This window comes from Paenibacillus sp. LHD-38 (genome assembly GCF_031157315.1).
Lineage (GTDB): Bacteria > Bacillota > Bacilli > Paenibacillales > Paenibacillaceae > Pristimantibacillus.
Genome location: NZ_JAVIFU010000049.1, coordinates 12,739 through 35,818 on the forward strand (window position 1 = coordinate 12,739; position 23,080 = coordinate 35,818).

At 42.5% G+C, this 23,080-nt stretch carries 21 protein-coding genes; all 21 read left to right on the forward strand.

Features of this window, described 5'->3' with window-relative positions; translation table 11 throughout:
• The first annotated feature begins 25 nt into the window (after positions 1-25).
• The 21 genes from RCO25_RS28175 to RCO25_RS28275 all read left to right on the forward strand — a co-directional run bounded on the left by RCO25_RS28175 (position 26) and on the right by RCO25_RS28275 (position 23,029).
• Complete coding sequence (locus RCO25_RS28175; protein WP_308999404.1) at positions 26-1,135, forward strand: ABC transporter ATP-binding protein; 1,110 nt, start codon at positions 26-28, stop codon at positions 1,133-1,135.
• Positions 1,125-1,943 (forward strand): ABC transporter permease, encoded by an 819-nt coding sequence (locus RCO25_RS28180; RefSeq protein WP_308999405.1) that lies wholly within the window; start codon positions 1,125-1,127, stop codon positions 1,941-1,943. Before RCO25_RS28175 ends, RCO25_RS28180 begins: the two co-directional genes overlap by 11 nt.
• Positions 1,927-2,730, forward strand: coding sequence for an ABC transporter permease (locus RCO25_RS28185; protein WP_308999406.1), 804 nt, complete (start codon positions 1,927-1,929; stop codon positions 2,728-2,730). Before RCO25_RS28180 ends, RCO25_RS28185 begins: the two co-directional genes overlap by 17 nt.
• Positions 2,727-3,800, forward strand: coding sequence for an ABC transporter substrate-binding protein (locus RCO25_RS28190; RefSeq protein WP_308999407.1), 1,074 nt, complete (start codon positions 2,727-2,729; stop codon positions 3,798-3,800). The genes RCO25_RS28185 and RCO25_RS28190 overlap by 4 nt, the downstream gene beginning before the upstream one ends.
• Before the next feature lie 93 nt (positions 3,801-3,893).
• Positions 3,894-4,832 (forward strand): DMT family transporter, encoded by a 939-nt coding sequence (locus tag RCO25_RS28195; protein ID WP_308999408.1) that lies wholly within the window; start codon positions 3,894-3,896, stop codon positions 4,830-4,832.
• 444 nt (positions 4,833-5,276) lie between these two features.
• Positions 5,277-5,939 (forward strand): HAD family hydrolase, encoded by a 663-nt coding sequence (locus RCO25_RS28200; RefSeq protein WP_308999409.1) that lies wholly within the window; start codon positions 5,277-5,279, stop codon positions 5,937-5,939.
• 124 nt (positions 5,940-6,063) lie between these two features.
• Positions 6,064-7,230, forward strand: a complete 1,167-nt coding sequence (locus RCO25_RS28205) for a mannitol-1-phosphate 5-dehydrogenase (RefSeq protein WP_308999410.1) — start codon at positions 6,064-6,066, stop codon at positions 7,228-7,230.
• 329 nt (positions 7,231-7,559) lie between these two features.
• Complete coding sequence (locus RCO25_RS28210; protein WP_308999411.1) at positions 7,560-8,819, forward strand: Glu/Leu/Phe/Val family dehydrogenase; 1,260 nt, start codon at positions 7,560-7,562, stop codon at positions 8,817-8,819.
• Positions 8,820-8,853: 34 nt separating this feature from the next.
• The gene (locus tag RCO25_RS28215; RefSeq protein WP_308999412.1) at positions 8,854-9,831 is read left to right on the forward strand and encodes a diaminopimelate dehydrogenase; all 978 of its coding nucleotides are present in this window, start codon (positions 8,854-8,856) and stop codon (positions 9,829-9,831) included.
• A 226-nt stretch (positions 9,832-10,057) separates the two neighbouring features.
• Entirely contained in the window at positions 10,058-10,843 is a 786-nt protein-coding gene (locus RCO25_RS28220; RefSeq protein WP_308999413.1) for a tyrosine-protein phosphatase, read from the forward strand.
• A gap of 119 nt (positions 10,844-10,962) precedes the next feature.
• Positions 10,963-13,062 carry an S-layer homology domain-containing protein gene (locus RCO25_RS28225; RefSeq protein WP_308999414.1) on the forward strand — a complete coding sequence of 700 codons (2,100 nt, stop codon included), beginning with the start codon at positions 10,963-10,965 and terminating at the stop codon, positions 13,060-13,062.
• Positions 13,063-13,222: 160 nt separating this feature from the next.
• Positions 13,223-13,990 carry a YveK family protein gene (locus RCO25_RS28230; protein ID WP_308999415.1) on the forward strand — a complete coding sequence of 256 codons (768 nt, stop codon included), beginning with the start codon at positions 13,223-13,225 and terminating at the stop codon, positions 13,988-13,990.
• Entirely contained in the window at positions 13,971-14,663 is a 693-nt protein-coding gene (locus RCO25_RS28235; RefSeq protein WP_308999416.1) for a CpsD/CapB family tyrosine-protein kinase, read from the forward strand. Before RCO25_RS28230 ends, RCO25_RS28235 begins: the two co-directional genes overlap by 20 nt.
• 37 nt (positions 14,664-14,700) lie before the next feature.
• Complete coding sequence (locus RCO25_RS28240; protein ID WP_374992180.1) at positions 14,701-16,542, forward strand: polysaccharide biosynthesis protein; 1,842 nt, start codon at positions 14,701-14,703, stop codon at positions 16,540-16,542.
• A gap of 31 nt (positions 16,543-16,573) precedes the next feature.
• The gene (locus RCO25_RS28245) at positions 16,574-17,221 is read left to right on the forward strand and encodes a hypothetical protein (protein WP_308999417.1); all 648 of its coding nucleotides are present in this window, start codon (positions 16,574-16,576) and stop codon (positions 17,219-17,221) included.
• Positions 17,222-17,284: 63 nt separating this feature from the next.
• A complete protein-coding gene (gene galU / locus RCO25_RS28250; RefSeq protein WP_308999418.1) occupies positions 17,285-18,175 on the forward strand; it encodes a UTP--glucose-1-phosphate uridylyltransferase GalU in 891 nt (296 codons plus the stop codon).
• Positions 18,176-18,231: 56 nt separating this feature from the next.
• Positions 18,232-18,843 carry a sugar transferase gene (locus RCO25_RS28255; protein WP_308999419.1) on the forward strand — a complete coding sequence of 204 codons (612 nt, stop codon included), beginning with the start codon at positions 18,232-18,234 and terminating at the stop codon, positions 18,841-18,843.
• Positions 18,844-18,853: 10 nt separating this feature from the next.
• Positions 18,854-19,738, forward strand: a complete 885-nt coding sequence (locus RCO25_RS28260) for an NAD-dependent epimerase/dehydratase family protein (protein ID WP_308999420.1) — start codon at positions 18,854-18,856, stop codon at positions 19,736-19,738.
• Positions 19,735-20,904 carry a glycosyltransferase family 4 protein gene (locus RCO25_RS28265; RefSeq protein ID WP_308999421.1) on the forward strand — a complete coding sequence of 390 codons (1,170 nt, stop codon included), beginning with the start codon at positions 19,735-19,737 and terminating at the stop codon, positions 20,902-20,904. The genes RCO25_RS28260 and RCO25_RS28265 overlap by 4 nt, the downstream gene beginning before the upstream one ends.
• A gap of 42 nt (positions 20,905-20,946) precedes the next feature.
• Entirely contained in the window at positions 20,947-22,077 is a 1,131-nt protein-coding gene (locus RCO25_RS28270) for a glycosyltransferase family 4 protein (RefSeq protein WP_308999422.1), read from the forward strand.
• A gap of 58 nt (positions 22,078-22,135) precedes the next feature.
• Positions 22,136-23,029: a glycosyltransferase family 2 protein gene (locus RCO25_RS28275; RefSeq protein ID WP_308999423.1), complete on the forward strand. Its 894-nt coding sequence runs from the start codon at positions 22,136-22,138 to the stop codon at positions 23,027-23,029.
• Positions 23,030-23,080 lie beyond the last annotated feature (51 nt).

The window sequence follows — 23,080 nt, forward strand, 5'->3', positions numbered from 1 at the left end:
TAAATTGGCAAAAGGGGAATGCGATATGCAAGATCAAACGATCATTCGCTTTGAGCATGTAACGAAGCAATATGATTCTAATGCTGCCGCTGTATTGAAGGCTGTCAGCTTTACGATAGAAAGAGGCAAATTTTATACGCTGCTTGGCCCATCCGGCTGCGGCAAAACAACCATCCTCCGGCTGATCGCCGGCTTTACCGAGCCGTCCGAGGGCCGCATTTATTTTAACGGGAAGGTGATTAACCGGGTGCCTGCGAATGAGCGTCAGGTGAATACCGTATTTCAGGACTATGCGCTGTTTCCTCATCTGAACGTGTTCGAGAATGTGGCTTTCGGGCTGCGTATCAAAAAAATGAAAAATGCCGCTGTGACCGCCAAGGTGAAGGAGGCACTCCGCTTCGTTAACCTGGACGGCTACGAATCCCGCGAAATTTCGGAGATGTCCGGCGGCCAGCGGCAGCGCGTAGCGATTGCCCGCGCGATTGTAAACGAGCCGGAAATTATTTTGCTGGATGAGCCGCTATCCGCGCTTGATCTGAAGCTTCGCACGGAAATGCAGTACGAGCTGCGTGAGCTGCAGCGCCGCCTGGGCATCACCTTTATTTTCGTCACGCATGACCAAGAGGAAGCGCTCGCGATGTCTGACGAAATTTTTGTTATTAATGAAGGGAAAATACAGCAGAGCGGAACGCCGACGGATATTTATGATGAGCCGATCAACCGGTTTGTTGCCGATTTTATCGGGGAGTCCAATATTGTCTCTGGCCGAATGACGCGTGACTTCGAGGTGGAGTTTGCCGGGCGTGCCTTCGCCTGCGTGGACCAAGGACTGAGTCCCAATGAAGCGGTTGATATCGTCATTAGGCCCGAGGATTTGGAGATAACTGCTCCCGAGAATGGCAAATTGCAGGTGCGCGTGGATTCGCAGTTGTTCCGCGGCGTTCATTACGAAATTTGCTGCTACGATGAAGCGGGGAATGAATGGCTCGTCCATTCCACGCGCAAAGTAGCAGTAGGAGAACAGATAGGACTAACTTTCGATTCGGCAGCCATTCACGTCATGCGTCTAGGCGAGTCGGAAGAAGAATTCGATAAACGCCTCGAAGCGTACAGCGAGGCCGCGGATGTCAAATAAATCACGCCCCTTTTATCTCGTTCCTTATATGGCTTGGATCGTGCTGTTTGTCGTTGCGCCGATAGTATTGGTTGCTTATTATTCGTTTTTTGATGTTGAGGGTAACTTTACGTTCGGTAACTACGCGAAGTTTTTTACGCCGGTTTATATGCGCATGACGCTCAGCTCGTTCTGGTATGCGTTTCTCATTACGGCTATTTCTTTGCTGACGGCTTATCCCGCGGCTTATTTATTAACGAGAACGAAGCATAAACAGCTGTGGCTGCTGCTTATTATTTTGCCAAGCTGGATCAATCTGCTGCTCAAGGCATACGCATTCATCGGCTTATTCGGTACTTACGGCTTTGCCAATTCCGTTCTTGAAGCTATCGGTGTAGGCAAGCAGCAGATCCTGTTCACGGACTTTAGCTTTATTTTCGTATCGGTTTATATCTTTATCCCGTTCATGATATTGCCGATTTTCAATGCGCTGGAGGAAATGAATCCGACGCTCGTTTACGCGGCGAGGGATCTCGGCGCATCGGCGTGGACGACCTTCCGCCGCGTCATCTTCCCGCTCACGATCAGCGGCGTGAAATCCGGCTGCATGGCCGTATTTATTCCGGCACTTTCCCTGTTCATGATTACTCGTCTCATTGCCGGCAATCGCGTCATCACGCTTGGCACGGCCATCGAGCAGCATTTTCTCGTGACACAGGACTGGGGCATGGGGGCGACGATCGCCGTGTTTCTCATCTTAGCAATGGCAGCCATGATGCTGCTGACCGGCAACCGAAAGCGAGGTGCAGCGGATGCGCGGAAAAAATAAATGGTCGAACATCTATTTAGTGCTTGTATTTGCTGTACTTTATGCGCCGATATTCTATTTAATGTTCTATTCGTTCAATAGCGGCGGGTCGATGCGCAGCTTCGAGAGCTTCACGCTCGATTACTACAAAGAAGTATTTGCTGATACGCGCTTGCTTATCATCGTGCTGAATACATTCGTCATCGCGCTGCTGTCCGCGGCGATCTCGACGATCTTAGGCGTCATGGGAGCGATAGCTATCCATCACGTAAGGGGAAACCGTCCGAAGCAGACGCTGCTTACGTTCAACAACGTGCTGATCGTCAGTCCCGATGTCATCATCGGCGCTTCGTTCCTGATTCTTTTTACGATAATCGGCATTAAGCTCGGCTTCGTGTCTGTGCTGCTGTCGCATATCGCGTTCAGTGTGCCGATCGTCGTTATCATGGTGCTGCCGAAGCTGCAGGAAATGAGCTCCACCCTCATCGACGCGGCGCGGGATCTAGGCGCCAGCTCCTGGCAGGTGCTCTCGCGGGTCGTGCTGCCATTTATTAAGCCAGGCATCTTCGCGGGATTCTTTATGGCGCTGACCTATTCGCTTGATGATTTTGCGGTGACGTTCTTCGTGACGGGCAATGGGTTCTCGACGCTGTCGGTTGAGATTTATTCTAGGGCTCGCCAGGGCGTATCATTGTCGATCAACGCCTTGTCGACGCTGATTTTCCTGTTTACGATTATTCTGGTTGTCGGTTATTACTTTATTAATCAGCGGAACGCGAAGCCGTCGGTGAAGGAGGGGCGCGGATGAAGCAGCTTGTGCGCATGTTCGTAGTTGTTATTGCCGTTTCGCTCGGACTCATGTACTTAACGGCTTATTTGAATGCAAGCGAGGGCTACAGCGGCGACCGTACCCTCACGATTTACAATTGGGGCGATTACGTCGACCCCGAGCTGCTGGAGCGTTTTGAAGAGGAAACCGGCATTAAGGTCATTTATCAGACCTTCGATTCCAATGAAGCGATGATGACCAAGATTGAGCAGGGCGGTACGACGTTTGACGTGAGCGTTCCTTCCGAGTATGCGATTAGCAAAATGAATGCGGAAGGCCTGCTGCTAGAGCTCGATCATGCCAAGCTTCCGAATTTGAAATATATTGATCCGCGATTCATGAATCTATCTTTTGATCCCGATAACGCATATTCGATTCCTTATTTCTGGGGAACGGTCGGCATTGTTTATAACCCTGAACTTGTAGGAGGCCTGACCTTCTCCAGCTGGGATGACTTGTGGGATGAGCGTCTGCGCAATCAGATTCTGCTGCTCGACGGCGCGCGCGAGGTTATGGGTATGGGTCTAAACCGTTTAGGCTATTCGCTCAATGATACGAATGAAGCGCATTTGCAGGAGGCGAAAGCGAAGCTGCTGGAAATGACGCCTAACGTCAAAGCGATAGTGGGCGATGAGATTAAGATGCTGCTTGCGAACGAGGAGGCGGCCGCAGGACTTGTCTGGTCAGGAGATGCCTCGGAGATTATGGATGAGAACGATAAGCTCGATTACGTCGTGCCGGAGGAAGGCTCGAACCTGTGGTTCGATAATATGGTCATACCGAAGACGGCTCGAAACATTGAGGGCGCCCATCAGTTTATTAATTTTATGCTCGACCCCGAGGTAGCTGCTCAGAACGCGGAATATGTGGGCTATTCGACGCCTAACAAAGCTGCGCTGGCCTTGCTGCCCGAGGAAATTTCCGGCGACGAACGTTTTTATCCGAATGAGGAGCTGACGGGAAAGCTGGAGGTGTATGACAATCTCGGCAAAAAAATGCTGGCCCATTACAACGAGCTGTTCCTTGAGTTTAAAATGCATAAGAAATGAGCCAAAAACGGTGCATTATTCTGCGATTCCCCATGCTATGATGAATGAAGCTTTTACGTATAAGAACAATTGCGAATAGATGGGGCGAAAAGAATGAATAACAAGTGGTTGAATTACGGCGGACTGATTCTAATTGCTGTCGTATGGGGAGCAAACTTCGGTATTTCTCGATTGGCAATGGAGTCGTTTAATCCGATCGTGTTCTCGTTTCTGAGATTTGGCTTGGCCGTTCCTTTTTTCTTTCTGATCCTTAAGCTAACCGAGGGCAGTGTGGCCATTCCATGGCGCATTGTGCCGAGGCTGGCGTTAATCGGGCTTATCGGCATTACGCTGCTCGAAATTACGGTCATGTACTCGATCAAGTACACGACTTTAGCGAATGCTTCACTCTTAAACGTGGCGCCGTGGCCGATTTTTGCCGCATTGTTCGCGCCGCTGTTTATGAAGGAAACAATTACGATGCGGCTCATCGTTGGCGGCGGGATATCGATAGTCGGCGTTTGCTTCGTCATTTTAGGCGGGGATGAGGGTTTCAGTCTTTCCTCCGAAAATATGCTCGGCAACGCCATGGCGTTTGGCGTCAGCATTATCGGCCCATTATTCAATCTCAGCTCGATGTCGCTTATGAAGAAATATTCAGCCCTTCGGGTAAGCACATGGACGATTGCATTCGGATCGCTGTTCATGCTGCCGCTTACGTTCGGTTCTTGGGGGCAAACGAACTGGTCCGCACTGAATGCAGGCCAATACTTATCTATTGGTTACAATGTTCTGATCTGTACCGTGCTGGCTTTTGTGGTCTGGAATGCCTGCATGTTCAAGGTGGGAGCCACGCGGTCTAATTTCTTCCGTTATGCGGTTCCGGCCGCTGCGGTTATTGCAGGCTATTTGATGTTCGATGAGAAAATCGCGCTGCTGCAAATGTGCGGTGCAGGCTGTATGGCGGCAGGATTGATTTGGATCAGCATTGAGCGCAAAAAACGGACGGAGCCAGTGGTTCCTTCCTCGAAGACAGGCGGACAAATGATTTAATGTGAAGTGCTGCGCACTTTGTTAATATATAAGAATTTATATGTTTTCACATATAAATGTGCTTATATATCTCCGCGAAACGACTGCTTTTGCCACAGAGGACGGCGACAGCCGTTTACGCTTGTTTATAGGGCATGTCAGGGAGGTGAAGTAAGCTTCCATGGCATGCTCTTTTTGTATCGGATGGTTAGGAGGGAATCTGAGAAATGAGGATGTAAGCGTTTGATTGAAATTGTCTGAAAATTTTTTTCGTAAATTATCGAAGCGCTTGCAAGAATTATGAAAAAACCAGTGGTATCAACGGTTTACGCTTCTTTTCAAAGAGAGATGGACAACCTTGAAAACGGTCTTTTGGGCGTTTTACCTCCTTGACTCCTGCTTTTAAATAATGTTACGGTTTTGTTAGCAAATCTAACATTTTGACATTCAGGAGGAGATGTATTGATGATTAAAGCTATTATTTTTGATTTTGACGGGACGATTATTGACACAGAAACGGCATGGTACCATGCATTTCGCGATGCTTACTTGGAGCATGGGGTTGAGCTCACCTTAGAGCAATACTCGGGCTGTATCGGCACGAGCTTGCACAACTTTAATCCCTATGAATATTTAATGACGGATTTGAAGCTTCCGATAGACAAGGATGCCTTCCGCGAATCGGTGCATCTCCAGCATACATCCCTTATGCAAAGCGAACAGGTTCGATCCGGCATCTTGGATTATTTGAATGATGCGCAGGATTTGGGCATGAGGATCGGCCTTGCTTCCAGCTCGCCGCGCGCTTGGATTGATAAATATTTGGAGCAGCTTGAAATTGCGCACTATTTCGAAACCATTCGGACAGCGGATGATGTGGCAAAGGTTAAGCCGGATCCAGAGCTGTATATGCAGACCTTGGCTGCTCTAGGCGTTGAGGCGAGCGAGGCGGTAGCAATTGAGGATTCACCTAACGGGGCGCGAGCGGCTCTGGCTGCAGGCATGTCCTGCATTATCGTTCCGAATACGATCACGAAGTCATTGGACTTTGATAAATCTGACCGTTATTACCATGCGGAATGTTTGTCGCATATTGATTTTCACGCAATGGCAGCGGGCGCGCTTTAAAGTCGGTAATCAAGTGAAGAATCAGGTTGAAACACGAATGTGTCCTGGCGCAATTAAATAAATCAGAATATTCAGAAATTTTATGGGCGAGACGATACCATCCAAGTAAAAGGGGGTTCGGACAATGAAGGCTGTGCATTTTGGCGCTGGAAATATCGGAAGAGGTTTTATCGGTCTTCTTCTGTCCCATGCGGGCTACGAGGTTACGTTTGTAGCTCGGAATGAAAGAAAGATTCATTTGCTGCAGCAGAACAAACAATATTCGGTCACGCTTGCGAACGAGGCGCGAGACACGGAGGTTGTGAACAACGTAACGGCGATTAGCGGCAAAAACAGAGCGGCGGTGGCAGCAGTCGTTGCGACGGCCGACATCGTGACGACGGCGGTTGGCGTAACGGCGCTGAAGCATATTGCTGAATCCATCGCAGCAGGCATCGAGCTGCGTCTTCAGCGTCGGAATCTTAAACCGCTGCATATCATTGCTTGCGAGAACGCGATTTCGGGCAGCTCGCTTCTCAAACGGCGTGTGTATGAGCATTTGCCGGCGGAGCGGCATGAAGAAGCGGATAGCTGTATCGCTTTTCCGAATACGGCCGTTGACCGCATCGTTCCGGTTCAAGAGCATGATGATCCGCTTAAAGTTACGGTAGAGCCGTACTTTGAATGGATTGTAGACCGCTCAGCAATGATGGATGGCTACCTTGAAATTGAGGGGGTAAAGTATGTAGACGCGCTTGAACCTTACATTGAACGTAAACTATATACCGTTAATACGGGTCATTGCACGGCGGCTTATCACGGCTATCTTGAAGGTTATGAAACGATTCAAGAGGCGATGGGTGATTCGAGGATTCGATCCGAATTGTCAGAGGTGCTGAATGAGACCGGGAGTATCCTTACGTCCAAGTACCATTGGGATAAGAAAAAGCATGATCGTTATGTTCAAAAAATGATGAAAAGATTCACAAACCCCCGCTTATCGGATAGTGTAATCCGCGTCGGCCGCTCGCCGATCCGTAAGTTGTCCTTGAATGACCGGCTCGTCAGGCCGGCTTTGCAGGCGCGTGAGCTCGGCATTCCTGTTCCTCATCTGACATCCGCTATCGCTGCGGCGCTCCTGTTCGATTACGAGAAGGATGAGGAGGCGGTTACGCTGCAAGCGGCAATCGCACAATCAGGAATTCATGATGTCATCGCCTCGCATATGGGGATTTCGCGCAAACATGCATTCCATCAAGAAATCGTGGACAGCTACGGCGTGCTTAAAGAAGCCTATACGGCAATAAAATAAAAGAGGAGTGCTGAGGCATTGATAAAATTTATACTTCTGTATGCAGCCGTGCATACTAATAGAAAGGAGTGATGGGAGCCTGGCTTCTGTTGCTCCTTTCTTTTTTGTGTGCTTCATGAATGGGGAATTACATTTATTTCTATTCCATGTCAGATGTTACTGTTGCTGTCACTCAATGAAACCTAACATGACAATGGATAAATGTGTAGATTTTTTGCACTATTTAACGAAATTTTTCTTTTAAAATACTATTGAAAAAGGTAGAATCAGAAAAGCGGCTTTTCCTGGATTGGGAGTCGGACTCTACGGAAAAAAGGACTGAACCTGATATGACAGTGAGTTTAGTGGAAGAAACATTGAATCCGTACCAAATCGCACAGCAGCAAATTGACACGGCAGCAGCGCATCTGCAATTGCCTGAGCATGTTACGCAAATCTTGAAGCAGCCGAAGCGCGTGCTGTCGGTTAGCTTTCCCGTACGTATGGACGACGGATCGATCCGCGTATTCGAAGGGTATCGCGCCCAGCATAATGATGCGATTGGACCGACAAAGGGCGGTATTCGCTTTCATCCGGATGTAACGCTTGACGAGGTTAAAGCGCTCTCCATGTGGATGAGCTTCAAGTGCGGCGTTGTCGGGTTGCCATACGGCGGCGGCAAGGGTGGCGTCATTTGTGATCCGCGTCTTCTTAGCAAAAATGAGCTGGAGCGCGTAAGCCGCGCGTTTATGGAAGCGATCGCTGATTTTGTAGGTCCGGATAAAGATATTCCTGCGCCAGATGTGTATACTACGCCGCAAATTATGGGCTGGATGATGGATACATACAGCAGGCTGAAAGGCGTGAACTCGCCAGGCGTTATTACCGGCAAACCGCTTATTCTTGGCGGCTCGAAGGGGCGCAACGAAGCGACGGCGCAAGGCTGTGTTTATACGATTTTGGCTGCGCTAAATGATATGAATATTCCTGTACAGAACGCGACTGCAGCCATTCAAGGCTTTGGCAATGCGGGCCGTATTGCTGCGCGTTTGCTTAGCGAGGCAGGCTGCAAAATCGTAGCGGTCAGTGATTCCAAAGGCGGTATTTACGACCCGAACGGCATTGATATCGAGAAAATTTCTATGCTCAAAGACACAGCGTCTATCCGCGAGTATGGCGAAGCTTACATCATCTCCAACGAAGCGCTGCTTGAGCTGGATGTTGATATTTTGGTGCCGGCTGCTCTGGAGAACGTAATTACAGCCGCGAATGCGGACCGTATTAAAGCAAAAATCGTAGCGGAAGCGGCTAATGGCCCGACGACTCCAGAGGCAGACCGTGTGCTTGCAAGCCGCGGCATTACAGTTATTCCGGACGTGCTTGCGAATGCGGGCGGCGTGACGGTTTCTTATTTTGAATGGGTACAGAACTTGATGAACTACTACTGGAGCGAAGCAGAGGTGCTGGAGAAGCTGGAGACAAACATGATTCTGTCGTATGTGGCCGTTCGCGACCTTGCTAAAGAGCATCATACCGATCTTCGTACGGCAGCTTATATGATTTCGATTAAACGGATTGCAGCGGCAATGGAAGCTAGAGGCTGGATCTAAGCACGATATAAAATAAAATTGAGGTGGCGGCAGCATGACAGAACAGATTCGCATTGGTATCGTGGGTTACGGCAATTTGGGGCGCGGGGTAGAGCTGGCAATAAAGCAAAGCCCGGACATGAAGTTGGATGCTATTTTTACACGGAGGGACCCTGCTTCGATTCCTTCGGCTATTAAAGCGTATTCCATTGAGGATGCTGAGCGTTTCGTCAATGAGATCGACGTTATGATTCTTTGCGGCGGCTCGGCTACGGATCTTCCGGAGCAAGGGCCTGCTTTTGCACGCATGTTCCATACGGTAGACAGCTTTGATACGCACGCGCGTATTCCGGAATATTTTGAACAAGTGGATGCAGTAGCAAGCACAGGCGGAAAAGTGAGCGTAATATCAACGGGCTGGGATCCAGGCTTGTTCTCTTTGAATCGTCTGCTTGCAGAAGCCATTCTGCCTGAGGGCAAGGAATACACGTTCTGGGGCAAAGGCGTGAGCCAAGGGCATTCGGATGCGATTCGCCGAGTGAAAGGCGTAAAGCACGGCGTGCAATACACCATTCCAAGTGAAGACGCGGTTAATCGTGTTCGCAGCGGCGAGAACCCGGAGCTGACCACTCGTGAGAAGCACATCCGCGATTGCTACATCGTTGCGGAGCAGGGTGCTGATCAAGAGGCCATTGCCGAGGAAATTCGCAGCATGCCGAACTATTTCTCTGATTACAATACAACGGTTCATTTTATCGACGAAGCAACAATGAAGGCTGAACACTCCTCGATGCCTCACGGCGGCACGGTGCTGCGCAGCGGCAAGACAGGTGAAAATAGCACACAAATTATTGAATTCGGACTGAAGCTTGACAGCAATCCGGAATTCACGGCGAGTGTTCTCGTTGCTTACGCGAGGGCGGCATACAAGATGGCCAAGCAAGGACAAACTGGCGCAAAAACCGTGTTTGACATTCCCTATGCCTACTTATCTCCGAAATCCGCAGCAGAGCTTCGTAAGGAGCTTTTGTAATAGAGATCGTAATACCAACTTCGATCTGAAAAATTTCTGAACAAATTTTAATTTTTACAAATTTTGTCTTACATTTATGGTAATCGTAGGCTATACTAGTCTTTGTCGTAAGAACTGTCGAATTGTATCGAGAAGTGCTGAAAGATCTATCTTCTTGTGGTAGAATAGTTTCAAACCTGCCTATCAGGTAGCTTTGATCAAATTCTACATAGGAAGTGAGATCAGCATGATAGACATCCATACACATATATTACCCGGATTGGATGATGGTGCAGCGAGTTGGAATGATACTTTGGACATGGCCCAGGCAGCCGCTTCAGAGGGAATCACCACCATTATTGCAACTCCGCATCACGCCAATGGGACCTATACAAACACAGCACAAGACGTAGCCGAGCACACCCATGCGATTAACGAACAGTTAATAGCAGTGGGTGTGCCTGTTACTATCCGGACTGGGCAAGAAATTCGTGTTCATGATGATTTGCTGGATGCCTGGTATAGGAATGAACTGCTCCCATTAGCCGGTTCTAGTTATGTATTAATAGAAATGCCGTCTTCTCGTATACCGAAAGCGATGATCGAGCTTATACATGAGCTTAATATCCTAAAGCTAAAGCCTATTATTGCTCACCCCGAAAGGAATGCAGAGGTTGTAAAGCACCCGGAACGATTAGCTGAGCTTATTGAAGCTGGAGCTTTCGCCCAGGTTACGACCCATTCGCTGTTAGGGGGGTTTGGCAAACGTATTGAACAATCCGCTTGGTCGCTGTTACAAACCGGCTGTATCCACATCGTTTCTTCCGATGCTCATCATATTGTCCGCCGCGGTTTTCGACTTCGCGAAGCATATGATGCCATTGAGAGGCGGATGGGCGAACAGTGGGTTAATTATTTGCAGTCCAATGCTAAATCTGTATTAGACGACATATCTTTCCAAAATCAACCCGCAGCATCGGAATCCTCCAAGGGCCTCGTGCATCGTTTTGCTTCCTTATTTTACAAAAGATAGGCTGCTCTTGAATGGTTGGAAAATACAGCAAGTACATATCGGGTAATCCCCTTCGGCGTTATTAGTCATTCATCTACTAGATGAATGCCGCTATTTTAATATATTAGGAGTGAGAGAAAGTGACATTAAGAAAGAAACTAGCAGTATCTACGATTGCAGCAAGCGTAGCCCTAACGGCTTTTGCTGGAATTCCGCTTAGTAACAAAGGCCTAGCGGAGAAGCTTGGAGTGAATGGGGTAGCTTATGCTTCATCCCTTGAAGATTCCCAGCTTGTAAAAGATGTGAAGAAATTATACGACGCACTCGTTGCGACAGGCGGTCTTCCTAAAGTTAAAGAACTTCAAGATGCTTTGGATGGACTGGCTATTCATGTGAAAGGCGATATCGTAGCGCCGATCGTTGACAAGTTCCAGCCTAGCGCCTCGGAAGAAACGCAATTAGAAAATCTTTTCTACGACGCCGTTTCATTGTCTTACAATCCTTCGGTTGCAGGACTTGAAGCTCTGCGTGCGGAGCACGGAGCTTTGCTTCAATCCTTTGCTACAGAAGCAGGGGTTACTGATCTTACTGTAGATGACATTGCACTTTATTTCTTCGATATTCAAGAAGAACTTGTTGCACAAGTAGGTTCGAAGGATTTGGCGGGCTTGCTTGATATTATGACGAACTCAAGCAGTGTTCAACAATTGCTGAGAGATGTACTAGCTGCTTTGCCAGAGAGCGAGTACAACGTCGAGAAAATTTTCCTGCATTATGGTGTAAACACGAATGATGTGCTTTCCGTGTTGACTGAAGCAAGAGCGGCAGTTAATAACGACAGCACGTTTACGGCTGCGGCAGGCGCATTGTTTACGGCTTATAAATCATTGAATTCGTCAGGCGGCGGCGGCGGTGGCGGCGGTATTATTATTACACCAACTGCACCACTACCAGAAACAACGGACAAATTGCTTAATGATTTGAAAGCGGCGCTAGATAAAGCGACGGAAGCTGAGAAAGCGGCTCTTATCACAAAATTCGTTACAGATGCGACTGCTGAGATTACAAAGTTGGCGACAATTAGTGCTGCTTCTAATGTTAGCAATGTAAACGGAAAAGCGGTTCTTCAACTAAATGAAAGCAACCTATTGTCCGTTATTGCTGGAATCGACGCTGTTGCAGCGAAAGTGAAAGAATTGGCTCCAGGTTCCGCAGTTCAGAAAACTGCTTTGAAATTTGATCTAGGTGCTGTAACCCTAAAAGATGTTGTCTTGAATCTTCCTGATGCAGTAGTGAAAGCAGCAGCAGCTGGTAATGTATCAGGCGCAACATTTGTTGTCGGCGGGTTCGAAGTGACTGTTCCTGTTGGCGGATCGTTCTCATCTGCGATCTCACTTGCTATTAGCAAAACAGATGCAAGTGCAGCGGTAGTAGGCACATTGAAACCGGTATCGGAGGTCTACGACTTCAACTTGACAATTGGTGGAGTTGCGAAAACAACATTTGACCAACCGATCGTCATCAGCCTTCCGCTTGGCGATACAACAGGCCTTGATAAAGAACTTCTTTCCGTAGCGAAAATCGTTGATGGCAAGCTAGTCTTCCATGGCGGACGTGTATCCGGCAATTCGATTATCGAATCACGTGATTCGTTCTCATCCTATGTCGTTGTAGAAAACAAAGTATCGTTCACTGATATTGCTAAGGTTGAGGCATGGGCTGGCCGCGAAATTCAAGTGGTAGCTGCTAAAGGTGCAATCGAAGGCAAATCGGAAGGTAAATTTGTTCCACAGGATAAAGTAACTCGCGCTGAGTTTGCAAAAATGTTGATCCGTGCTCTGGACCTGGAAAATGGTTCGGCAACAGAAGCATTTGCAGATGTGGATGCAGCTGACTGGTTTGCACCATACGTTGCTGCAGCTGCTCAACTTAAAATCATTAACGGACGCTCGGCATCGAAGTTCGACCCTAATGCAACAATCACTCGTGCTGAGATGGCAACAATGATTGCTCGCGCATTGAAGGTTTCCAAAGGTGCAGTAGATGTAACGGATGTTGATGCAGCTCTTAAGGGCTTCGCTGATGCAGGGAAAATTAATGCTACGTTGAAAGACGGTGTAGCATTTGCTGCTACACACAAAATCGTAATCGGTAATGCAGGTAAATTCCTACCGAAAAACAACGCGACTCGCGCTGAAGCGGCTGTCATTATTTACCGGGCGCTGAATTTCGACAAGTAAGCTACAATAGAGTTAAAATCTTCCTCTCATGTAGGTGGGGGGAAGATTTTTTTCGGAAAAATCATAGGATATTGTGGAATTGTAGATTATTATGGGATAAGAGATAGATCTTATGAACTATATATAGTCTATAAGACTATATCTGACGGAGGAGTATGGCGTGTCTAAAGAACTGGATTTACGACAGTACATGGCAATCATTAAGAAGAGATTGGCGCTTATTATATTATTTGTATTCATCTGTACAGCTGCAGCCGCAGCTATAAGCATCTTTTTAAAGAACCCGGTATATGAAGCTTCTACGAAAATTATTGTAAACCAAACGCAATCCCAATTGGCTACAGGACAGCTTGATCTTAATCAAATCAACTCGAATATTACAATGATTGGTACGTATAAGGAAATTATTAAAACGCCGGCTATATTGGATAAAGTAGCCGAGCAGTATCCTGAGCTTGGTCTGACAGCAATCGAGCTTGCTAACAAGATCCAGGTTAGCTCTGTAAATAATACACAGGTAATGACTTTAGTCGTACAGGATGTGGACTACAAGCAAGCAGCTCAGGTGGTTAATGCCGTCTCTCGTGTTTTTAAAGAAGAGATTCAACATATTTTCAAGGTCGAAAATGTATCGATTCTGAATGAAGCTGTAGTAAATACGCAGCCAGATCCAGTATCACCGAATGTACCCATTAATATTGCCATTGCATTGGTCGTATCACTAATGATCGCTGTCGGAATTACATTCTTGCTTGAGTATTTGGACGATACCATTAAGACAGAAGCGGACGTGCTGGAATTTTTGGGGCAACCTACGCTTGCTATGATCTCAAGAATGAACCCGGAGGATGCGAATTCAAGCCAAACTAGCAAAGCCAACCAAACCTACAAGGCAGGTGAATTAGAGCGTGTCTCTATTGAGAAATAAGCGTCAGATTATTACGCTAACGAATCCCCGTTCCCCCATTTCAGAATCCTATCGTGCATTAAGAACCAATATTGAGTTTTCTTCAATTGACGAGAAGCTTCAGGTGTTAATGGTATCCTCGGCAGGCCCGGGCGAAGGGAAGTCGACGACTATTACCAATCTGGCTGTCACATTCGCACAATCGGAGAAGAAGGTTGTTCTTATTGATGCCGATCTTCGTAAGCCTACAGCTCATCATACCTTTTCTATTTCCAACCGATGGGGTCTATCGTCCGTTATTTCGCAGCAATCCTCACTAGAGGAAGTGATTCAAGTAACCGACATTCCTAACTTAGATATTATTACATCAGGCGCCATTCCACCGAACCCAGCTGAGATGATGGGCTCGAAGAGAATGACTGCAATTATTGATCAATTAAGAGGGATGTATGACATTATCTTGATTGATACGCCTCCGCTGCTCGCTGTTACTGATGCTCAAATTGTTGCTACGAAGAGTGATGGCGTCATTTTGGTAGTAGATCAAGGTAAAGTAAAACGGGACATTGCAGGCAAGGCAGTGAAAAATTTAGAAAGTGTTAATGCTCGAATACTAGGCGTGGTATTGAATAATGTGAAGCGTAAAGCTAATGAAGAGGCCTATTACTATTATTACGGTGTGCAAGATAAATAAAGAGACAGAGTTCGTAGAAGAAAGCTATCCTGGAGGGATGAGTAAGGTGAGCAAGCTTAGCAATAGAAATAGAATGCTAATCATACTGGTAATTGATATTTGTATTATATGGGTCGCGATTTCAATATCCTATTTATTTCGTTTTGATGGAAAGATTCCTCCCTTCTACGAATCTCAGATGCTTTTATTTGCTTTATTAACAACAGTAATATGCGGTAGCAGCTTGGCGTTCTTTCGAATGTATCGACGGATGTGGCAATATGCCAGTATTGGGGAAATCATTGAGCTGGCTAAGGCGATTATTATCGGTTTAATCTTATCCTATTTAGCTACCTACTTGCTTTATGAAGAACGAGTACCCATCTCGATAACATCTCGAACATTGGAGTTAATGCTGTTATTTATGGGAGGCTCGCGTTTCCTCTGGCGATTAATCCGAGTAAACAGAACGAAGAAGAAAGATTTGGTAAACAATATACTTGTCGTAGGCGCAGGTGACTGCGGTGCATTAATCGCTAAAGAAATCATGACTAGCAATAGCTTCGCTGGCAATCGCATTATAGGTTTTATTGATGATGATTTACATAAACGTAATATGCAGGTTTATGGCTTACCGGTTTTAGGGAATCGGTTGCATATAGAAAAGCTTGTACAGAAATACCATATCCATGACATCATTATCGCAATGCCGTCTACAAAAAGGGCGCATATATCCGATATTATCAATATTTGCAAGCTCACCGGCGCAAAGGTCAAGATTATTCCTTCGATTAATGACTTTATTAAAGGTCGTTTGGCTGTGAAATCGCTAAGAAATGTGGAAGTTGAAGACTTGCTAGGGCGAGAGCCTGTAATGACTGACCTCGAGGGAATTGCCAATTATGTATCGGATAAAGTCGTGCTTGTAACAGGTGCAGGGGGTTCCATCGGGTCTGAGTTGTGCAGGCAAATCTCTTCATTTAACCCTGCGCGTTTGTTGCTTTTGGGGCATGGAGAGAACAGTATTTACACGATTGAAATGGAGCTTAGAAGTAAATATCCGGATGTTCAGCTGGAAACCGTCATTGCGGACATTCAGGATCGTAATCGAATGGATGATGTATTCCGAAAGTTTAGACCGCAGGTCGTGTTCCATGCTGCGGCCCATAAACATGTTCCATTAATGGAGCGTAATCCATCAGAAGCTGTAAAGAACAATGTATTCGGAACAAGAAACGTAGCAGACTGTGCGGACAAGTATAAAGCAGAACGATTTGTTATGATCTCCTCCGATAAAGCCGTTAATCCTTCTAGCATTATGGGAGCTACGAAGAGAATTGCAGAGATGTACATACAGAGCATTAATACAACAAGTGCTACACAGTTTGTAGCGGTTCGATTCGGAAATGTACTCGGCAGCCGTGGCAGTGTCATTCCAAGGTTCAAAGAGCAGATTGCTGCAGGCGGGCCAGTCACTGTAACCCATCCAGATATGGTTAGATATTTCATGACGATTCCTGAGGCCGTTCAGTTGGTTATTCAGGCGGGCTCGTTCGCCAAAGGCGGAGAAATATTCGTATTGGATATGGGCAAACCTGTCAAAATTATGGATTTGGCACAGGATTTGATCCGGTTATCTGGTTATGAGCCGGATGTAGATATTGAAATTAACTTTAGCGGTATGCGTGAGGGCGAGAAACTTTTCGAAGAGCTGTTAACGGATGAAGAGGCAGTATCGTCTACCCAACATGAGCGCATCTATATCGGTAAGCCATCGCAGATTAACCGAGCAGAGCTTGAGCTTCAATTCAAACGTTTTGAGAAGGTTCTAGGCGAAAGCCAAAGCTCGGTGAAGGATGTAATTGAGCATCTCGTTCCTTTCTATTCACACGTATCCTAATAATCTGCATCGAAAATGGAGGCGAATGGAAATGCGTAAGAAGAAGTGGAAGAAGATATTGTTATGGACAATATCCGTAGTATTGATATTAGGCATAGGTGGGTTGTTCGCCGCTAACTATGCTGTAGATAGGTTCATCTCTACATTGGCAGCAGATTTAGAGAGCAATCTCGTTGTTGATGATACCAGCGCTAGTCCAAATAATAATAGTTCTATAGTAGATAGCAATTCCTCACAAAATAACGCTGCAGAGAATACGGAAGAAACAAACAATTTGAATTCCGGAGCAGAACAAACGGAGCAAGATACTGACAAGGTTAATCAAGCAGATAATAAGAATGAGAGTAAAGAATTGGATGATGATAAACAAAATGAAAAGCCAAATGAATCTTACAGCGCTGAAGTTTCTGTAGATAAAGCAAAAGAAGTACAAGAAAAAATAACCGTCTCAGAGAAAGCTAAAGTTTCGACCGTGCTACTTGAGGAGCTTAGTCTATCAGATATTAAACAAATTCAAGAATTGGCAAGCGGTGGGTTAGAACTAGAAGAGAAGAAGAAAGCACGCAGCATTATTTTAGAGAAGTTATCTCCAGAGCAGTATGACGAATTGATTCAAGTAGCTAAGAAATATGGTATGAGCCAAGGGAAATCGTATGATGAGGTGATTCAAGAAAAGTAAAAATGAGAACTGTGTTTTATTTATAACAGGTGTAGTAAAGTTTTTAAAGAGGAGCTGTAAAGAGTGAAGGTTAGAAAAGCGATAATACCGGCTGCCGGTCTTGGAACTAGGTTTTTACCAGCGACTAAGGCTATGCCCAAAGAGATGCTTCCAATTGTAGACAAACCTACTATTCAATATATTGTAGAAGAAGCAATAGAGTCCGGTATTGAAGATATTATTATAGTTACTGGAAAAGGAAAAAGAGCAATTGAAGATCATTTTGATAATTCCTTTGAGTTAGAGCAAAACTTATTTGAAAAAGGAAAACATGAGTTATTAAAAGAAGTTCAAAAGTCCTCAAAAATGGTTGATATCCATTATATACGTCAAAAGGAGCCTAAAGGATTAGGTCATGCCATTTGGTGTGCGCGTAAGTTTATTGGGAATGAACCATTTGCCGTGCTGTTAGGTGACGATATTGTTAAAGCCCGTAAACCCTGCTTAAAGCAGTTAATGGAACAATATGAACTTTATAATGCATCGATAATTGGAGTTCAAAGAGTATTGAACGAAGAGGTTTCAAGGTATGGAATTATTGATGGAAATGAAACTAGTAATCGTTTATTTAGTGTTAATCATTTAGTAGAGAAACCAATGATAAATGAGGCACCTTCTAATATTGCTGTTTTGGGACGATACATTTTAAACCCTAGAATTTTTAATATTTTAGATACTCAAAAACCTGGGGCTGCAGGTGAGATCCAGCTTACTGATGCTATAGCTGAACTGATTAAATATGAGGCTGTATATGCATATGATTTTGAAGGCATCAGATATGATGTTGGTGAAAAAATAGGTTTTATTAAAACAACAATTGAATATGCGTTACAACGTGAAGAGCTAAGAGAAGGTTTATTAGAATTTTTATTAGGTATTACGCAACAAAGTTTAATAGGAGAAAGTAAAAAATAAATTATATTTTTCAAAGTACATTTTTTTATAAAAAAATTGTTATAGAAGGTGAACTTATGTTTTATTCCTATATTAAACGTATTTTAGATTTATTCTTTTCAGTTATATCGCTAATAGTTCTGTGGCCGTTTTTCTTTGTATTAGCTATTTTGATTAAAATAGATTCAAAAGGACCTGTGTTTTTTAAACAAAAACGTATAGGTAAAGATAAAAAAGAGTTTTACATATTGAAATTTAGAACGATGAGAGTAGAAGCTCCAAGAGAGACACCGACACACATGTTGCAAAATCCAAATAACTACATTACTAAAATTGGTTTGTTTATACGGAAAACAAGCTTAGATGAGTTGCCTCAAATATTCAATATAATTAAAGGAGAGATGAGTATTATTGGGCCAAGGCCAGCACTTTGGAATCAGTATGATTTAATTGCTAAAAGGGATGAGTATGACGTGAATGCAATTTATCCTGGACTTACTGGTTGGGCACAAATTAATGGTAGGGATGAACTACCATTAAACATTAAAGTAAGCTATGATGCGGAATATGTTAATAACATGAGTTTCGTGTTTGATATTAAGGTATTTATATTGACCATATTCAGAGTGATTAAAAGTGATGGAATAAGAGAAGGTGTTTCTCTAACAAGTTTAGATAACAATAAATGAGGTCTTCTAAATGAAAAAAAAGAATATATTAATTGTAGGGGAAAATAGTTACATAGGTAATTCTCTTGAAAGATGGTTATCAAACTCTTCTCATGATTATCATGTGGCTAAGGTGAAAACTAGAAATAACGAATGGAATAATATATTTTTCGGTATCTACGATGTAGTTATTCATGTAGCTGGAATTGCTCATGTTTCAAGAAACCCTGAATTAGAAACATTGTACTATAAAGTAAATCGCGATATGGCGATTGATGTTGCTAATAAAGCAAAAACTGAAGGTGTTCGGCAATTCATATTTATGAGTTCAATTATTATTTATGGTGAAGACAGTAATATTGGTGAAAGTAAGGTGATAGATTCTAAATCCAAATTTTTACCAATAGATTTCTATGGGAGAAGCAAATTAGAAGCGGATTTAGCAATACAAAAATTAAAAAGTGATGAATTTAAAACTGTAATTGTTAGAGCACCATTAGTCTATGGACCCAATTGCAAAGGGAACTTTCCTAAATTATTAAAACTTGCAAGATATACACCTCTATTTGTTAATATCTATAATGAAAGAAGCATGATTTACATTGATAATTTATGTGAGTTTTTGAAGTTGACAATGGATACTCAATTAGAAGGTGTTTTTTATCCACAAAACAAAGAGTATGTCTCTACTAAAGCTATTATTGAAGTTGCTACAAAACTACAAAATAAAAAAATACTATTTACGAATATATTTAATGGTTTATTAAAAATATTGTCTTCACGTATAAGTTTATTAAATAAAGTTTTTGGAAATAAAGTTTATGATAAAAATTTATCTAGGGAATGTAATTTGAATTATTGTGTTGTTGATTTTGAAAAATCTGTTGAAATGACACTAAAGGGGGGAGAGGATTGAGAAAAGTATTAATTCTAGCGTCTGTAGCATCAATGATCGATCAGTTTAATACATCCAATATATTAATATTCAAACAAATGAATTGCGAAGTTCATGTAGTTGCAAATTTCCAATTTGGTAGTACAACTTCAAAAGAAAGAGTGGATGAATATAAAGAACATCTGATATCTATTGGTGTAATAGTGCATGATATTTTAATTGATCGCAATGCAATCAGTCTTAGCAATATAAACGCTTATAAAGAAATTCATAAACTAATAGATGAAATGCAATTTGATATAATTCACTGTCACTCACCAATAGGAGGAGTAATTGCTCGCCTTGCAGCTAGAAAAGCTCGTCATAACAATACAAAGGTAGTCTATACTGCTCATGGATTTCATTTTTTTAACGGAGCATCAAAAAAAAATTGGATAATATATTATTCAATAGAAAAATGGTTGTCAAAATTTACAGATTGTCTAATCACAATTAATGAAGAAGACTACCAAGTAGCAAGTAAAAACTTTAAAGCGAAAGACCTAAAACTAGTAAATGGAATTGGAATTGATTTAAAAAAATATCATCCACCGACTGTGGATGAGAAGAGTTTATTGCGCAAGAAGTATGGTTATCAAGAAAATGATTTTATTTTGATGTATGCCGGTGAACTTTCCTATAGGAAACATCAAGATTTACTTATAAATACAGTACATATTATCGCTGATAAAATACCTAATATAAAATTGTTACTTGCAGGTAAAGGTGAGTACTTGAGTAATTATGAAGAGCTTGTCGATGAATTGGGCTTAAAATCGAAGATTGAATTTTTGGGCTATCGTCAAGATATTAATAATTTTATGATGCTATCAGATGTCGCTGTTTCAGCGTCCAGGCAAGAAGGTCTTCCTGTGAATATTATGGAGGCTATGGCAATTGGGCTACCTACTATAGTAACAGATTGTAGAGGGAACAGAGACTTAATAAAACATGAAAAAAATGGTTTTGTAGTAGATATAAATGATTCATCAAGCTTTGCTTATTATATTGAAAAATTGTTTAATTCAGAAGAGTTAAGAAGATTGTTTAGTGAAAGAAATAAAAATATTATAGAAAACTATTCAGTAGAAAAAATTAATATTGTGACTAGTCAAATATACTCAAACTATCTCAAGCCAATAGAATAAGAAACATTAAACCAATTATTGGATGAAAGTAAGGAGGACAATGTGAGAATTATAATTATACGATCTAATCCAATCTTACCAGATCCACGTGTAGAGAAAGAAGCGAATACGTTATTAAGGCTAGGCTACAAAGTTAAACTAATAGCTTGGAATAGGCAAGTGATAAATAAGAGAGAAAAAACTGGAGAGATAAAGGTTAAATACGGAATACTACCAATAAGATGGTTTAACATTAATGCCTCTTATGGGAATGGATTGAAAAGTTTATTTCCTCTATTATTGTTTCAGTTATGTATATTAGGGTGGCTTGTTAGAAATCGGAAAGAATATGATATTATTCACGCATGTGATTTTGACACAGTTATTCCTGTTTGGATATGTGCAAAGTTATTCAAGAAAAAATATGTTTATGATATTTTTGACTATTATGTTGATGCTTTTCATGTGCCAGGATTTTTAAAGCCGATAGTTGAAAAGATAGACACTGTCATGATTAACTCAGCAAATGCCGTAATTATAGTAAACGAAAGCCGTATAGAGCAAATTTCAAAGAGCAAACCTCGAAAATTATATATTATTCATAATTCTCCAGATATATCAAACCTAATCGTAGATGATGAAAATATAGCTTTTAGAAATGAAAAACTGAAAGTTGTTTATATAGGTATCTTAAGTAGTGGCCGACTACTTAAAGAAACACTTAAAGTGTTTCAAGCACATCAAGAATGGGAATTGCATATAGGTGGTTTTGGGCCTTATGAAGATTATATAAAAGAAATAGCGGAAAGTAATAATAATATTATCTATTATGGAAGAATACCGTATGAAAGGGTCATTGCAATTGAACAAAAATGCGATGTGCTCTTTGCAACTTATGATCCAGATGTACCTAATCACAGATATTCATCACCAAATAAACTATATGAGGCTATGATACTAGGGAAACCAATAATAGTAGCAAATGGGACAGGGATAGATGTGATTGTACGGAATTTTGAAATTGGAAAAGCTATTGACTATAATGCTGAATCCTTCGAAAAAGCACTAGAAGAAATATCTGAAGAAAGAAAAAAATGGAGTAGCATTACGAATCGAATACAAAGTATATATAATGCAGAATACTCATGGGATATTATGAATTCTCGTCTGAAAGATCTGTATATGAATTTATAAAGTACAAATTATGCCTTGTAGCATGTTTAATTGATTCTAAAAGGAGTAATGAAATCGGATGAATCATACGTTGTTAACAATTTTTACGCCTTCTTATAATAGAGCTTATATACTTGAAAACTGTTACAAAAGTCTAATAAGGCAAACAAATAGTGACTTTATTTGGTTGATTGTTGATGACGGGTCAACTGATAATACCAAGGAATTAGTTGAAAGTTGGATAAAAGAAGAGAAAATATCAATAAGATATAAGTGGCAAGAAAATCAAGGAATGCACGGTGCACATAATACTGCCTACAACTTAATAGATACAGAATTATGTATGTGTTGTGATTCAGATGATTATCTCGCAGATGATGCAATAGAAAAAGTACTAAATTATTGGGATAAGTTTGGATCAAATGAATACAGTGGAATGATAGGATTAGACGCATATCCTGATGGAAGTTTAATTAGCCAGAAGTTGAATATGAAAGAGACCACAACATATGATATTAGACAGAATTTAAGACTAAATTGTGATTATAAGTTAGTTTTTAGAAGCGAGTTGCTTAAAAACGATCCAATACCTTTATTCAGTGATGAGAAATATGTTCCATTAGACTGTAAGTATTACAAAATTGATTTAAAATACAAGATGCTAGTTTTTAATGAAGTTTTATGCTTCGTAGAATACTTGCCTGATGGTGGAACACAGAATATTATAATTCAGTTTCGCAAGAATCCAAAAGGTTTTGCATATTTTAGAAAAGAAGTTTTAAAGATGAAAGGGAGCTTTAAAGTCAAATTTAGAAATGCAGTTCACTATGTCTCAAGTAGCATTATATCCCGAAATAAAAGGTTTTTGTTAGAATCGCCAGCTAAGAGTATAACTTTATTGGCTTTACCATTTGGTTTATTACTGTACTTATTTATTATGAATACTAAACAAAAAAGTGTAATTAAAGCTTGACGGCATTTTTAAAGTTATTAAATATCACTTTCTCGAAATAAAATAATGCTA